A 14,918-nucleotide genomic window follows, 5' to 3' on the forward strand; every position below is an offset into this window, starting at 1 on the left:
TGCACGGCTCCCCCGTCCGCGGCCCCCACCGGCCACGGCACTCCTGTCCGCGCTCGGCTCAGGCTCCGTTGCGGCGGCGACGGCGCCGCTCGTGGAGCAGGACCAGGACACCGCCGACCAGGAGCAGCCCCGCGCCGGCGCCGGCGGCGATCCGGACGCCGCCCCCGGCCCCGGTGGCGGCCAGCGCACCCCCGGTGCCACCGGAGGGCTCGGCGCCCGGGTTCGGCACGGCCGACGGACTCGATGTGTCACCCGGGGTCGCGGTCGGGTTCGGGTTCGGGTTCGGGTTCACCGAGCCGCTCGGGGAGGCGGAGCCACCCGGGGTGGTGGGCTCACCCGTCGCGGTCGGCTCACCCGTTGCGGTCGGCGAGGTCGACGGGCTCGGCGGCGCGGTCGGACTCGCCGTGCCGGTCGGGGTGGCGGTGGGCGACGGAGAGGCGCCACCGGCCGTCCAACTCGCCTTCGCGGTCGCGGTGGTGGCGAGCCTGGCGTCAGCGCGCGCCAGGAGGAGCGCCTGGCTGTCCCGGCTGACCATCGCCCGGCCCGCCGACGCCGGGACCGACGCCGTCGCCGTGACGGTGGCGCTGCCCGCCGACGACCCGGCCGGGGCCTTCACGAAGAGCGCGTCACCGTTCTTCGCGGGCTGGGTCAGCTTGCCGCTGCCGTCGGAGAGGGCCTTCCCCTCCCGGTCGGTCAGCACCACGCCCGCCGCGGCCGCCGCGGGATCGAGCGACGCGCCCACCGGCTCACCCGTGGAGGTGATCCCGATCGGGCCGAGCACCGAGCCGGCCTCCCCGGTCACCGCGCCGGGAGCGAGGGAGAGCGAAGCGCCCGGCTCGGGCTCGTCGACCGCGTGCGCCGCGAGGTAGTCGGCGACCTTGGCGCCGACCGGGTCGGACGGGACCCCGGTGACATGGTTGGTGATGCGCCAGATGGCGGCCTGGGTCGCCCCGGCCGCACGCGCCTTGGAGAGCTTGCCGCCGACCAGCTCGCCGAGCTCGCCCTCGGTGACCGCCGGGTACCCGTGCTGCAGGATCCAGGAGACCTTCCCCGCATCGGGGTTTCCCTTCAGCGTGGGCACGTCGGACCGGCCCGCCTCGTGGTAGGCCGAGCCCGGCACCAGATCGGTCCCGCTGTCGAGGCAGTACACGAACAGGACGCCGCCGTCAGCGGTCGTCGCCTTGGTCAGGCCGCCGATGCCGCCATCGTCCTTCTTGTCGCTGAACCGGATGTAGTCGCCCAGCCCGATGACCTCCGCCGCCGTGATGACGGTCCCCCCGTCACCACCAGTACCACCGGCGCCGCCGTCCGCCGCGGCGGCCACCGACGGCGCGAGCCCGCCGCCCGCCAGAACTCCGGTCGCGAGCACGGCGGTTGCCGTACGCCTTGCACATTTCCACTTCACTGCCGGCTCTTTCTCCTGTGTGAGCTCCAGGACCCTTGGTCCCGGTTTCGAACGGATCGATGGCTTTGTCCGTCCACCCTTCGCAGCGCGAACCGCCATGGGTAGGGGCGGTCGACCTATCAGCCCATAGGCCTGACCTATGGCCCGTCGGGTCAGCCCCGGGAGCCGGGGTCCACACCCGAGGCCGCCGGCCGTCGGAACCCCCTCCCGCCCCGGCGACCCGCTCCTGGACCCGCTCCCGGACCCGGGCAACTGCGCCGAGCGGCAACGGCCTTGTCGCTGTGGACACGAACAAACCTACTGGCGCCCGGGCGGGCCCGGATCCCGTTCCCGGCGCCACTGCCTGCACCTGCCGGGCGTAACTTCCTGCAGCCATGGGACGTTGGTCCCGCCCGGACGGGGCGGAGGACCCCTGGGGAGCCCCCGACAGCCGTTGCACGATCTCTGTCGAGCGGCGGCCCGACCCGGGCCGTCGCTTTCACTTCGACGTCTCCGGGGGTCGCATGGAAGGCAACGCATTGGCGGTACTGGGCGTGGACAAGCAGGAGGAGTCGGTCTACCGGCTGGTCCTGCGCTCACCCGGCATCGGGCTCCCGGCGATCTCGCTCGGCTGCGGACTCGACCAGGACAGCGCCGGGGCCGCCGTCGCCCGGCTCCTGGAGCTGGGCCTGCTGACCGCCTCGGACGGCCGGTCCGCGTTCACCGGCGTCGACCCGCGGGCAGCCGTCGAAGGGCTGGCCCGCCGCCGGCTCGACGGGCTCCAGGACGAGATCCGGCAGGTCGTCTCCACACGCCACCTGGTGGACCTCCTGCTGGAGGACCGGCGCACCGGGCAGCGTGGGCCGGCCCGCGACCTCCAGCAGGTCGAAGGGATCGACCAAGTGGTGGCGTGCGTGGACGAGTTGTCGTTCTTCGCCCGCGAGGAGCGGCTGACCACCCACCCGGGGCCGATCATCGCCGCCGCCCTCGACTCGGTCCGCAGCTCCGACCTGAAGTACCTGCGGCGCGGACTGCGGATGCGGACCATCCTGCACCGCAGCGCACTCGACAGCCGGCGGATCAACCGCTTCGCCGCCGAACTCGCCGAGCAGGGCGCCCAGGTGCGCGGCACGGCCGACCCACTGGAACGCATGGTGATCTTCGATCGAAGAACCGCCCTGGTGGCCACCCACCCCCACGACATCACCAGGGGTGCCCTGATCATCCGCCATCCCGGGCTGCTGTCGCACCTGCTGTCCCTGTTCGAGCGCCACTGGGAGCGGTCCTGCGGCGTCGGCGAGGAACCGCCGAACGAGATCGAACGGGCGGTCCTGCGGACCATGGCCCGCGTCGACAAGGACGAGGCCGGCGCCCGGGCCCTGGACATGTCGCTGCGCACCTACCGCGGCCACGTCGCGGCCCTGATGCGCCGGCTCGACGTACCGAACCGCTTCCAGGCCGCCCTGGCGGCCCGCGACCGGAACTGGATCTGACCGGGCCGGGCCGGGCCGGTCAGCCGGAGGCCCCGTCCGCCTCGCCGGAGGCCCCGTCCCCCTCGCCGGAGGTCCCGCCCGGCTCGCCGGAGGCCGTTCGCCGCTGCCACCGGTCCATCGCCTGCCGGAGGGCCTCGCCCATGATCAGGAGGAACTCCGCGGAGGCCCCGAAGCGGGCACCCGCCGGAGTCGCGGCGCCGAGGACCGCCTCACCGCGCTGCGAGGCCGTGATCAGGGCGTCGTTCATCCGCAGCGCGGCGAGGGTGGAGCGCCGCCAGATGTCGTCGTCCATGACGTAGCGCTCACGGCGTTCACCGGGCGTCCGCTCGCGCCGGACCATGCCCTGCTGTTCGAGGAAGCCGACGGCGGAGGAGACGGACGCCGGGCTGACCCGCAGCCGCCGGACCAGGTCGGCGGCGGTGACGGCACCGGAATCGGTGACGTACAGGCAGACCAGCACCCTGGCGGCCATCCTGGGCAGCCCCTGCTGTTCGAGCAGGAGCGTGAAGAACTCCGTGAACTCCTGCACCTCCCCGGGGTCCCGCCCGTCGCCGCCTCCGCCTCCGCCGCCGCCTCCGCCTTCGCCGCGCTCGGGAACGGCCGGCTCCGGGGACCGGTCCCGCTTCCGGCGCCGCGCACGGTGCCGGGCGGCCTCCTCGGCCCGGTTCGCCCGGTACCCCTCGGACCCGCCGTTGCGGGCGACCTCCCGCATGACGGTCGAGGCGGGCCGCCCGAGCCGTCGGCCGATCTCGGCGAAACCGAGCCCCTCCGCCAGCCCCTCCGCGATCAGCCGACGGTCCTCACCGGTGAGCCTGCCTCCGGGCATCGCCTCCACCCCTCCCCTTCCGATCCGATCCGCGCACTCCACGCTCGGCAGTATGCGTTCACCTCCATCCCATTGCAATGCACTGCCCGCGCCGACCATTGCATTCAGCGCCATAGTCATTGCAATGAATAGCTAACTCCCCAGTAAGCAACAGGATTTAGGGCGCGCCATCGGCGTTGACGATTCACTGAACGCAATGTAGCTTCGAAGCGTTCAGAGATTCCCGAACACTCACTCAGGGGGAGATCCAGGATGGGAACCAACAACGGCGGCTTCACCGAGGCAGGCCTGCGCAAGGTGCGCGACGTGCTGGCGCGGCACGTGGACTCCGGTCGGATCCCGGGGGTCGTCGCCCTGGTCAGCCGCGGCGACGAAACGCACGTCGAAGCGGTCGGGACGATGGGCCACGACGGCGGTGCGCCGATGCGCCGGGACACGATCTTCCGGATGGCCTCGACGTCCAAGCCGGTCTCGGTGGCGGCCGCGATGGTCCTGCTGGACGAGTGCGGGCTGCGGCTGGACGACCCGGTGGAGCAGTGGCTGCCGGAGCTCGCCGACCGGCAGGTGCTGAAGCGGATCGACGGCCCGTTGGACGACACCGTGCCGGCCAAGCGGCCGATCACCGTACGAGACGTACTGACCAGCACCTTCGGGCTCGGCATGGACCTGACCGCGCTGGGCACCCCGATCATGAACGCGGTCTTCGAGCAGGGGCTCACCCCCGACCTGCCGACGCCGATGCCCGAACCGGACGAGTGGCTCCGCCGCCTCGGCACCCTTCCGCTGATGCACCAGCCCGGCGAACAGTGGCAGTACCACATCGCCAGTGACCTCCTCGGCGTGCTCGTCGCACGGGTCACGGGGCAGCCGTTCGAGTCCTTCCTGCGCGAGCGGATCTTCGACCCGCTGGGCATGGCGGACACCGGCTTCCACGTGTCCGCCGACAAGATCGACCGGCTGCCGCCCCTCTACGCCCCCGACCCGCAGACCGGGGCGTTCACCGTGTGGGACGAGCCCGCGACCGGGCGCTGGAGCAAGCCCCCGGCGTTCCCCGGCGGCGGTGGCGGCCTGGCCTCCACCGTCGACGACTACCACGCCTACTTCCGGATGCTGCTGAACCACGGCACGCACGCGGGCGAGCGGATCCTGTCCCGGCCCGCCGTCCAGCTGATGACCACCAACCGCATGACGCCCGAGCACACCGCCGCCCGCCGCGCCCTGGCCGGCGACAACGTCCACCTCTCCTACGGCCAGGGCCAGCACGGCGGCTGGGGCTTCGGCATGGCGGTCCGCACCTACCGCGGCGACTACGCCCCCATCGGCCAGTTCGGCTGGGACGGCGGCAGCGGCACCTCGACCTACGCCGATCCGCAGCACGGCCTTGTCGGCCTCCTGCTCACCCAGACCGGGATGTCCGTGCCGAACTCGGCCCGGCTGATCCACGACTTCTGGACCACGCTCTACCAGGCGATCGAGGACTGACCCACCGGCCCACCCCGGCCCACCCCGGCCCACCGGCACGAAGGGCTAAGGGCAAAGGGAAGACCCCGGCCGAGCGGATCGGCCGGGGTCTTCCTGGTGGGGGGGGTCAGCTCTTGGTGGGCTTCGGGGCGGCCGGGAGGGTGGCCGAGCCGGTGAGGAGCGGCCATTCCTTGTGGAAGGGTGGGAGGGGGATCTTGCCCTCGATGATCGGGGTGCCGAAGATCTTCAGGTGGGCGGTCAGTGCGCCGTTCAGGTCGACACCGCCGACCAGGGCCCAACTTCCCTGGAGCTGCGGCGTGTTGCCGGGGAGGTCGACGGCGAGGGAGCCGTCGGCCTTGGCGCTCAGGTAGGGGGCGACGGTGGCCTCGACGCCGACGGTGTCGTACAGGCCGACGCTGGCCTCGACGCCGAGGGCGGCCCGCACCGAGGCCTTGCCGTCGAGGTGGACGTGCACCGGGGAGACCTTGGTGTCCGCGCTGGTGGTCGGGGTCCAGCCCTTGCCGCCGGTGTAGTCGGCGCGCACGGCCCAGGTGCCGGTGGCGTCCTGCTCGGTCTCCAGGTGGACCTGGCCGTCGGCGCTGACCTCCAGGTAGCAGGTGAGGCCGAGGTTGACCACCACGGGCAGGCCCGCGACCGTCAGCACCGGGCTGGCCTGCAGCTTGGCGAAGGGGACGCGGATCGGGGCCGCGCCGGTGTTGCGGGCGACGTCGCCGGTGACCTTCCAGTGCGCCTGGGCGCCCAGGTCGAAGCCGACGGAGGCGGTGCGGGGGCTGCCGGCCTGGGCGCCGTGGTAGGCGAAGTGGACGGCCGGGCGCAGCTGGAGGGAGCCGGAGGCGTCCAGGCTCGCGCCCTGGGGCAGCGGGACCGGGGCCTTGACGTCGACCTCCAGGGTGCCGGAGGCGTCGGCCTTCACGCCGTTGCCGTCGATGCCGGCAGTGGCCTTGAGGTCCTTGACCAGCGGGGTCACCTTGATGCCGTGCACGTCGATCGGCACCTGGCCGTCCGCCTCGGTGCCGCCGAGGAGTTCGGAGAGGGTGGCCGGGCGGGTGGTCAGGTTGACGGTGCTTCCGGCGCCCGGGTTGACGCCGGTGACGGCGACCAGCGCGCCCTGCGGTGCGGCGGCGGTGGGCGGGCTGGCGATCAGCTGGCCGGGCTGGACGGCGGCGGCGGTCGCAGTCGCGGTCGTGCCCGCGCCCGTGCCCGCGCCCGCGCCCGTGGCGCTCGCGCTCGCGGTCGGGACGGCGCTCGGGACAGCGGTCGGGACGGCGCTCGGGACAGCGGTCGGCGCGGCGGTCGGAGAGGCGCTCGGGGCCGCCGTCGGCGCGGTGCCCGGGCCCGAGGCCGTCAGGACGGCCGTGCCCTTCCCCGGGTCGTACGCGGTGAGTTGGAGCGCCTTGGTCGCGGCCGTGACCGCGCCGCCGTCCTTGCCGGGGCTGCCGATGGCGGCCTGCTGGTCGTCGGCCGGGGCGACCGTGACGTTGCCACTGTTGCCGCCGCCCGGGGTCGGACGGCCGGAGGCGGGGGTGCCGGCCCGGGCGCGCGGGGCGCCGGAGGCGGGCGCGCCGCCCGCCGGGCTGCCCCCGGCGGTGGTCGCGCCGGTGTCGGCGGTGCTGGTGGCGGCGGCCGGTTCGACGGCGGCCTGCGCGGCGGTGCCGCCGGAGCCGGTGGGCCCGCACGCGGCCGTTCCGGCGAGGATGAGGGTGAGCAGGGCTGCGGGCGCGGCCCTGCCTATCGAGGGTTTGAACACGCGGCGTCATGTTACTGACGAGGAATAAGTTTGTCGAAGACAGCTCACTCCGAGCGAAAAGCCCAGGTCAGCATAGCCGTGTCACGGGCAGCCGATCACCCGGCAGCGGGTCCGTCGTCACCGCCGTCACCACCGTCATCGCCGCCGAGAGCTCGCCGAGGTAGCGGGAGCGCTCCATCGGCACCGCGCCGAGGCTGCGCACGTACGGCCCGTCCCACTGGGCGTCGAGCAGCCGCCCGCCCGCGGCGCCGAACCGGGCCCCGAGGTCGGCGACGGCGACCCGGGCGGCGTCCGGCCGCCGGTGGAACATCGAGTCCAGGCTCAGCACCGGCCCGACGGCCACCCCGAACACCCCGCCGATCAGCTCCCCGTCCTCCCACACCTCGACGCTGTGGGCCGCTCCCCGCGCGTTCAGCTCGACCAGTGCCGCCATCAACTCTTGGGTAAGCCAAGCTGGTTGGCGCCCTTCCGCACAGGCCGTGAGAACCTCGCCGAAGGCCTGGTCCGCGGTCGTCCACCACTCGACCGCACCCCGCAGCCGCCGGGCGAGCCGGCGGGGCAGCCGGACGGCGCCGGGCCGCAGCACCGGGCGCGGGTCCGGCGACCACCAGGCCAGCGCGTACGGGTCCGCCCCGCCCGGCAGCAGGGCCACCTCCCCCGCCTCCGCCGCATCCCCGTACAGCGCCTCGTTGTAGGCGCTCGCGTACTCGTCGGCCGCGGGCAGTGGGAACAGCCCACGCCGGTAGGCCGCCAGCAGCTCCTCCGGTCCGAGCGCTCCGCCGAAGGCCACCGGGCCGTCGGCGGGGGCGAGTCGGAGGTCCAGCGCGTCGAAGGCCGTCGCGGTCACGGTCGCAGGAACCCTTCGTCGGCCAGCCGGGCCAGGTAGTGGTCCAGCAGGGCGCCGTCCACGGCGGGCAGTTCGACCCCGCTGCCGTCCAGCGCCGCCTCCGCGTTGAGCCGGTCGAAGCGCGGGAACACCGACTGGAAGTACAGCTCGCTGATGGACAGTTCGGATCCGGGCGCCCGGTCGACGAACAGTGGGACGAACGGCGTGATCGGGTGGTTCGGGTGCCCGGCGGCGAACCGGGCCAGCCGCCGCACCCAGTCCTGGTACGGGAGCCGGTCGATCCGGTGGCCGCGCGCCCGGAGCCGGTCGGCCAGCTCGGGGAGCCCGGCCGGATCCGGCGAGGTGAGGTGGTAGACCTCGCCGTCGGCGGGTGCGTGCGCGGCGATGTGGGCGACCGCCCGGGCGAACCGGTCGGCGGGCACGAAGTCCAGCGGCAGCTGGACGTCCGGGTAACTTCCGCTGTCCGCGACGTACTTGATCAGCGCGCAGAGTTCGGTCCCGGTGTTCATCACCCCGGCCGCGAGGTCCCCGGTGACGTCGTTGGTGCGCAGCACGGTCACCGGCAACCCGCCCGCCGCCGCGTTGTGCAGCAGCTGCTCGGCGACCCACTTGCTCTCCACGTAGCCGACGCCGAGCCGCTCGGGGTGGGCGAGCGGGGTGCGTTCGGTGACCTCCCGGACACCGGCCGCGCCGAACCCGGCCAGCACGGCGAGGGTGGAGAGGTAGTGCACGGGCACGCCCCGGCTGTGCCCGGCGAGCCGGATCAGCTCCCGGGTGCCGCCGACGTTGGGCGCGCGCAACTGGTGGTACGGGTAGAGGAAGTTGACCAGCCCGCCGAGGTGGTAGACCGCGTCCAGGTGCCCGGCCAGCCAGTCGAAGCGTCGCTCCGCCAGCCCGAGCCGCTCCGCGGCGAGGTCCCCGACCAGCGGCACCACCCGGTGGTCCGCCAAGTCGTGCCGCAGGAAGCGCTGTTGGGTGGCGCGTAGCCGTTCCAGCGCGTGCTCCTCGTCCGGCGCGCGGACCAGGCAGTGGATCCGCGCCCGGGTGGTGGCGAGCAGCACGTGCAGCAGGTGGGCGCCGCAGAAGCCGGTGGCGCCGGTGAGCAGGATCTCGGCGGGCTCGGCCCGGGACGGCGCCGGGCTCCAGGACTGGCCGACGGGGTCGGTGAGTCGGGCCTCGGCCTGCCAGTCGACGGCGGCCTCCCCCGGGGCGGCGCCGGCCCGGGCGGCCTGCAGTGCGGCGGTGAAGTCGCGCAGGACGGGCGAGCGCAGCAGCGCCCGGGTGAGGGTGCGGACGTGGCCGACGTCCAGGCCGAACATCATCCGGGCCCGGGCGAGCATCTCCATGGCGAGCAGCGAGGTGCCGCCGAGGGCGAAGAAGTCGTCCTCGGGGCCGACGAGTTCGGCGCCGAGCAGCTCCGCCCAGAGGTGGCCGACGGCGGCCTCCACGGCGCTCGGTCCGGCGGCGGCGAGAGCGGAGGCGGGAGCGGCGGCCGGGGCCGCCGTCCGAAGCGGGGCGAAGGCGGGAGGGGAGGCGGAGGCGGAGGCGGAGGCGGCAGCGGCGTCCGGGCCCGCCGTCCGGACCGCGGCGTGCGGCAGCGAGCGCCGGTCGATCTTCCCCGCCGCGGTGAGCGGCATGGCCTCCAGCGGCACGAACTCCGCCGGGACGAGGTACTCCGGAAGCCGCTCCGCGAGGAACCCCCGCAGCCCCTCGGGGGGCACCGCCCAGTCGCCGAGCGTGTAGTACGCGGTGAGCACCCGGCTGCCGTCCGGCGCGCTGCCGTCGGCCGCGACCCTGGCCTGCCGCACCGCCGGGTGGGCGGCCAGCACCGCCTCCACTTCGGCCGGGTCGACCCGGTGCCCGCGCACCTTCACCTGGTCGTCGAAGCGCCCGAGGATCTCCAGCTGCCCGTCCGTCCGCCAGCGCCCGGCGTCCCCGGTGCGGTACATCCGCTCGCCGGGCAGCGGCGCGTACGGATCGGGCCGGAACGATTCGGCGGTGAGCCCGGCCTGCCGCCAGTAGCCCCGGGCGAGGCCGGGCCCGCCGAGGTGGATCTCGCCCCGCTCGCCGGGCCGCACCGGTCGCATCCGCTCGTCCAGTACGTGCACCCGCACCCCCGGCAGCGGCCGCCCGATCGGCACCGGCGCGGTCGGGGAGTCCAGCAGCTCCGGGGTGACCTCGCCGTGCAAGGAGGTGACGGCGGCCTCGGTCACCCCGTACGCGTTGACCAGCCGCACCCCCGGCAGCCGCTCCGCGCAGGCCCGGCAGTCGTCGGCGTGCACCACGTCCCCGCCGACCACCACCAGCCGCAGCCCGTCCGGGGCCGGGCCGCCGGGCGGCAGCAGGTCCAGCACGTGGTGCCAGTAGGCGGGCGTGAAGTCGGCGACGGCCAGGCCGAGCCGGGGCAGCCGGTGGACCAGCTCGGTGGGCGCCCAGGTGTCGCGGCCGCCGAGCACCACCGTCGCCCCGGCGAGCAGCGCCGAGAACACCTGCTCCAGCGCGGTGTCGGCGCCGAGCGCGGCCAGCTGGAGCACCCGCTCGCCGGGGGCGAGGCGGTAGGCGTGGATCACCCGGTCGAGGGTGAACACCAGCGAACGGTGCGTGACCGGGACGCCCTTGGGGCGGCCGGTGGTGCCGGAGGTGTAGATCAGGTAGGCGAGGTCGTCGGGCGTGGCGGCTTCGTCGGGCGTGGCGGCTTCATCCGGCGCGGCAGCTTCGTCGGGTACGGCGGCCTCGTCCGGCACCGGCGGCGCCGCTCCGTCGACCTCCGGTGCCCTGCCGTCGACGTCCGGTGCCGTTCCGGCGACGTCCGGTGCCGTTCCGGCGACGTCCGGTGCCACCCGCTCCACCCCGTCGAACCCGCGACCGTCCGTGACCGCGACCCGCGCCCCGCTGTCCGCCACCAGCCCCGCGAGCCGCCGCTCCGGATGCGCCGGATCCAGTGGCAGGAACGCCCCGCCCGCCTTGAGCACCCCCAGCCAGGCCACCACCAGCTCCACCCCGCGCCCCAGGCACACCGGCACCACCTGCTCCGGCCCCACCCCCCGGGCCCGTAGCTCGGCGGCCAGCCGGTCACTGCGCGCGTCCAGTTCGCGGTAGCTCAGCGTGACCTCCTCCCCCACCACCGCGATCGCCGTCGGGTCGTGGGCGGCCCGGTTCCGGAACAGCCCGTGCACCGTCTCCGCGAACCCGGCGCGGACGAACCCGGCGCGGACGGACCCCGCGCGGCCGAACCCGGCGCCGGCGGACCCGCCTGCCGGGCCGGGCGCGTTCCGCTCCACCCAGGCCCGGCACCGGGCCCGCCCGGCCGGCCCGTAAACTTGCCGCCACCCGGCGGGCAGTGGCAGGTCCCCGGGCTCCACGGGCCAGAGCCCGTACTGACCGTCGTCGTTGGCTACCACGGCGTGACGCCCGGAGTTCACATCCGTGCGTGCGCCCAGTGCGCTGTCGGCTGCGTCGTCCACCGGCTTGACCTCGTGCTGAAGCGGCAGAATGCTGGGAGGTGCGACATTTCCGACTATACGCACTCAGGGGACACCGACAACGTCCGTCGCACGGACCGCCGGACGTCACTCTCCCGTGGGCCGAACCGGCCGCGGGGCCCGTACGCCAGTTCCGCCCTCGCCCGAACTCCCCCGCCCGACCGGCGGGGTGGTGCCGCGGAGGAGGTAGCCTCGTTGACTCGCCGGCGACAACGCCTGATGGTCTGTTACCTGCTCTGGATGGTGCTGTTCACCGGCATCTACTTCGCCGACCCCGGCCTCCGGATCATCTGGTGGACGGGCATGGGCCTGGGCGGCGTCGCCGCCGTCGTGGTCGGCGTCCGGCTCAACCGCCCCCGTCACCCGCTGTTCTGGTACCTGCTGGCGCTCGCCAACCTCAGCTTCACCACCGGCGAGGCGGTGCAGGCCCTGCAACTCGACATCCTGCACCTGAACAACCCGTTCCCCTCCGTCGCCGACGGCTTCTACCTCGCCGAGTTCCTGCTGTACGCGGCCGGTCTGCTCGGCTTCATCCGCTGGCGCACCGCCCGCCAGGACCGCGCCGGGCTGCTGGACGCCCTGATCATCACGCTCGGCCTGGCGCTGCTCGCCTGGATCTACCTGATCCTCCCGTACGCCCGGAACCCGGACCTCACCTGGGTGCAGAAGGCCGTCTCGATCGCCTACCCGCTCGGCGACGTGGTCGTCCTCGCCCTGCTGCTACGGCTGTTGACCCCGCGCGGCGGCAACTCCCGCTCGCTGCAACTGCTCACCGTCGGCGCCCTCGGCCTGCTCACCTCCGACATCCTCTACGGGCTGATCCAGCTGCACGGGCACTGGCGGATCGGCACCGGCGTGGAACTCGGCTGGGCCGCGTTCTACACCGCCTGGGGCGCGGCCGCGCTGCACCCCTCGATGGTCGAACTGACCAGACCCGTTCCCACCCAGCAGCCCGACCTCTCGGCCGGCCGGCTCGTCCTGCTGACCCTCGCCTCGCTGATCGCGCCCGGCATGCTGATCATCGAGTCGCTGGCCGGGAGCACCGGCAACGCCGGCGTGATCGGCGCCTTCTCCGCCCTGCTGTACCTGCTGGTGCTGGCCCGGCTGGCCGTCGTCGTGGTCGCCCGCCGGCAGGCGGTGGCCCGGGAACGGGCCCTGCGCCAGGCGGGCGCCCGGCTGACCGCGGCCGTCACGGTGGCGGAGGTCGCGGACGCCGTCCAGGCCGCCGCCTCCACCCTGATGCCGGCCGAGCGCGGGCACGTCGCCCTGCTGGCGGTGGCGGAGTCCGGGGTGCTGCACGTCCGGCGGGCCGGCGACCGTGCGGACGGCGGGGGCTCGGCCCGGGGGTCGGCCAAGGGCCTCAGCGGCCCCGGGGGCGCCTCCCCGCACCGCCCTACTCCGAACCGCCCTACTCCGAACCTCCCCGCCCCGAACCTCCCCACCCTGCAGGAGGACGAGGTCCTCGCCGGCCTCGCCGCCCACCGCGAGACCCGGCTGCTACCCGCCGACTCCGTCGACCTGCCCGACCAGCTCGGCGGCATGCCCGCCGCCCTGGTCTGCCCGCTCATGCTGGCCGAACGCCCCTCCGGTGACCCGCTGATCGGCTCGCTCGTCGTCACCGGCACCGAGCAGGAACTCACCAGCCTCTGGGGCTCGCTGGAGATCCTGGCCGGCCAGGCGGCGCTGGCCGTCGAACGCGTGGTGCTGAGCCAGGAGGTCACCCGGCGCAACAGCGAGCTGTACTTCCGCACCCTGGTGCAGAACGCCGGCGACGTCATCCTGATCCTCGACGCCGACGACGGCATCCGCTACGCCTCCTCCTCCGCCCAGCGGGTGCTCGGCCACCCCAGCCTGGACGGCACCCTGCTGACCGACCTCGTCCCGCCCGAGGACAGCCGGGAGGTCGGCAAGGCGCTGGCCCGGATGCGCGACCCCGCCGAGCCGCCCCGCGGCGACCAGCCGCGCGAGCACTGGCGGCTGCTGCGCCTGGACCACACCCCGATCGAGGCCGAGGTCCGCTACACCGACCTGCGGGACGACCCGACGGTCGGCGGCCTGGTGCTCACCCTGCGCGACGTCACCGAGCAGCGCCAGATGGAGCGCGAGCTGACCCACCGGGCCTTCCACGACTCGCTGACCGGCCTCGCCAACCGGGTGCTGTTCCAGGACCGGGTCGGCCACGCTCTCTCCCGCGGCGAGCGCAGCGGGGCCGTCACCGGGGTGCTGTTCATCGACCTGGACGACTTCAAGGTGGTCAACGACACCCAGGGCCACGCGGTCGGCGACGAACTGCTGGTCGCCGTCTCGCTGCGGATCTCCACCGCGCTGCGCAGCTCCGACACCGCCGCCCGGCTCGGCGGCGACGAGTTCGCCGTCCTGGTCGAGGACGCCTACTGCCCCGCCGACGTGGACACCATCGCGGCCGGCGTGCTCTCGGTGTTCACCGAACCGTTCAAGCTCAGCGCGGGCGCCGTCCGGGTCAGCGCCAGCATCGGCGTCGCGACCACCGAGGACAGCGTGGACTCCACCGAACTGCTCGCCCACGCCGACCTCGCGCTCTACTCGGCGAAGGCGGCCGGCCGCCGCCAGTGGTGCCACTACCGGCCGGCCCTGCAGGCCGGGATGGTCGAGCGGCACGAGATGAACGAGAACCTGGACTCCGCCATCGCCGAATCGGCCTTCCAGCTGTACTACCAGCCGATCGTCGACCTGCGCACCGGCGACCTGGTCGCCTTCGAAGCCCTCGTCCGCTGGCCCCACGACCGGCGCGGCATGGTGCTCCCCGACGAGTTCATCTCGCTCGCGGAGGAGAGCGGCCAGATCGTCCCGCTCGGCGCCTGGGTCCTGGAACGCGCCGCCGAGGAGGCCGCAGCCTGGCACGCCGCCAGCTCCGCCGCCCGCACCGCCACCGGCCGCCCACCGCTGCGGGTCAACGTCAACGTCTCCGCCCGCCAGTTCCGCGACGCCGGCTTCGTCGACGTGGTGCGCCACGCCCTGGACACCTCCGGCATCGACCCGCGCACCCTCGTCCTGGAACTCACCGAATCCGTCCTGATGCGCCGCGACGACCGCCTGCGCGCCGACATGGCCACCCTCGGCGACCTCGGCATCGGCCTCGCCATCGACGACTTCGGCACCGGCTACTCCTCGCTGTCGTACCTGCGGGAGTTCCCCATCTCCCTGCTGAAGATCGACAAGTCCTTCATCGACGGCCTCGGCCTCTCCCCCCAGCAGTACGCCCTGGTCGAGGGCATCACCCGGATCGCCGACACCCTCGGCGTCCAGGTCATCGCCGAGGGCATCGAACACCCCGACCAGCGCGACCTGCTCGCCGCCATGGGCTGCCCCCTGGGCCAGGGCTACCTCTTCGCCCACCCGATGGACGGCCCCCAGGCCCGCGCCCTGGTCCGCCGGACGACGTACGAGCCGGCGTAATCAGAAACCGCGTCAACAAGGCAATGGGCCGGAAAAGTACCGGCAAATAACAATCACCCAGGTCATGCCGAAGCCCCCCGCGCCGACCCAGTCATTCCCCCCTTTTCTCGACAAACCACCACCAATTAGCACCCTGGGTGAGTGATCCGTTACGGAATCTTCATCCTGGCTGGTCACCGGGGGTCTGCCGGGAATGAGAGATTGTCGTTCGGCTTTGCAGAA

General features: G+C 73.9%; 8 protein-coding genes and 1 pseudogene. 3 read left to right on the top strand and 6 right to left on the bottom strand.

Going from position 1 to position 14,918, the window contains the following annotated elements:
* Window positions 1–58: 58 nt before the first annotated feature.
* Entirely contained in the window at window positions 59–1,369 is a 1,311-nt protein-coding gene (locus tag ACZ47G_RS14830; protein ID WP_465742520.1) for a thioester domain-containing protein, read from the bottom strand.
* 539 nt (window positions 1,370–1,908) lie between these two features.
* On the opposite strand from ACZ47G_RS14830, the gene ACZ47G_RS14835 reads away from it, so the two are divergent.
* Window positions 1,909–2,877, top strand: coding sequence for a helix-turn-helix transcriptional regulator (locus tag ACZ47G_RS14835; protein WP_465742522.1), 969 nt, complete (start codon window positions 1,909–1,911; stop codon window positions 2,875–2,877).
* 19 nt (window positions 2,878–2,896) lie between these two features.
* Here the strand turns inward: ACZ47G_RS14835 and ACZ47G_RS14840 are convergent, their stop codons facing one another.
* The gene (locus ACZ47G_RS14840) at window positions 2,897–3,703 is read right to left on the bottom strand and encodes a GbsR/MarR family transcriptional regulator (protein WP_465742523.1); all 807 of its coding nucleotides are present in this window, start codon (window positions 3,701–3,703) and stop codon (window positions 2,897–2,899) included.
* A 252-nt stretch (window positions 3,704–3,955) separates the two neighbouring features.
* On the opposite strand from ACZ47G_RS14840, the gene ACZ47G_RS14845 reads away from it, so the two are divergent.
* Complete coding sequence (locus tag ACZ47G_RS14845) at window positions 3,956–5,185, top strand: serine hydrolase domain-containing protein (RefSeq protein ID WP_465742525.1); 1,230 nt, start codon at window positions 3,956–3,958, stop codon at window positions 5,183–5,185.
* A 106-nt stretch (window positions 5,186–5,291) separates the two neighbouring features.
* On the opposite strand, the gene ACZ47G_RS14850 is transcribed toward ACZ47G_RS14845, so the two are convergent.
* The 4 genes and pseudogenes from ACZ47G_RS14850 to ACZ47G_RS14865 form a co-directional block, all read right to left on the bottom strand.
* Window positions 5,292–6,932 (bottom strand): hypothetical protein, encoded by a 1,641-nt coding sequence (locus tag ACZ47G_RS14850; protein ID WP_465742527.1) that lies wholly within the window; start codon window positions 6,930–6,932, stop codon window positions 5,292–5,294.
* Window positions 6,933–6,999: 67 nt separating this feature from the next.
* Window positions 7,000–7,779 carry a leucyl/phenylalanyl-tRNA--protein transferase gene (locus ACZ47G_RS14855; protein ID WP_465742529.1) on the bottom strand — a complete coding sequence of 260 codons (780 nt, stop codon included), beginning with the start codon at window positions 7,777–7,779 and terminating at the stop codon, window positions 7,000–7,002.
* Window positions 7,776–11,060 carry a non-ribosomal peptide synthetase family protein gene (locus tag ACZ47G_RS14860; RefSeq protein WP_465742658.1) on the bottom strand — a complete coding sequence of 1,095 codons (3,285 nt, stop codon included), beginning with the start codon at window positions 11,058–11,060 and terminating at the stop codon, window positions 7,776–7,778. The genes ACZ47G_RS14855 and ACZ47G_RS14860 overlap by 4 nt, the downstream gene beginning before the upstream one ends.
* Window positions 11,061–11,066: 6 nt before the next feature.
* Window positions 11,067–11,306 (bottom strand): annotated as a pseudogene (locus tag ACZ47G_RS14865) (MbtH family NRPS accessory protein); the annotation flags it as partial.
* A 150-nt stretch (window positions 11,307–11,456) separates the two neighbouring features.
* Here ACZ47G_RS14865 and ACZ47G_RS14870 point away from each other — a divergent pair.
* The gene (locus tag ACZ47G_RS14870) at window positions 11,457–14,696 is read left to right on the top strand and encodes an EAL domain-containing protein (protein ID WP_465742531.1); all 3,240 of its coding nucleotides are present in this window, start codon (window positions 11,457–11,459) and stop codon (window positions 14,694–14,696) included.
* Window positions 14,697–14,918 lie beyond the last annotated feature (222 nt).

This window comes from Kitasatospora sp. NPDC030952, assembly GCF_055571335.1.

What these genes read in the sequence shown, in the direction of transcription:
- ACZ47G_RS14835 (WP_465742522.1), top strand. Translation starts at nt 1,909, where the DNA reads ATGGAAGGCAACGCATTGGCGGTACTGGGCGTGGACAAGCAGGAGGAG.
- ACZ47G_RS14845 (WP_465742525.1), top strand. Translation starts at nt 3,956, where the DNA reads ATGGGAACCAACAACGGCGGCTTCACCGAGGCAGGCCTGCGCAAGGTG.
- ACZ47G_RS14840 (WP_465742523.1), bottom strand. Translation starts at nt 3,703, where the DNA reads ATGCCCGGAGGCAGGCTCACCGGTGAGGACCGTCGGCTGATCGCGGAG.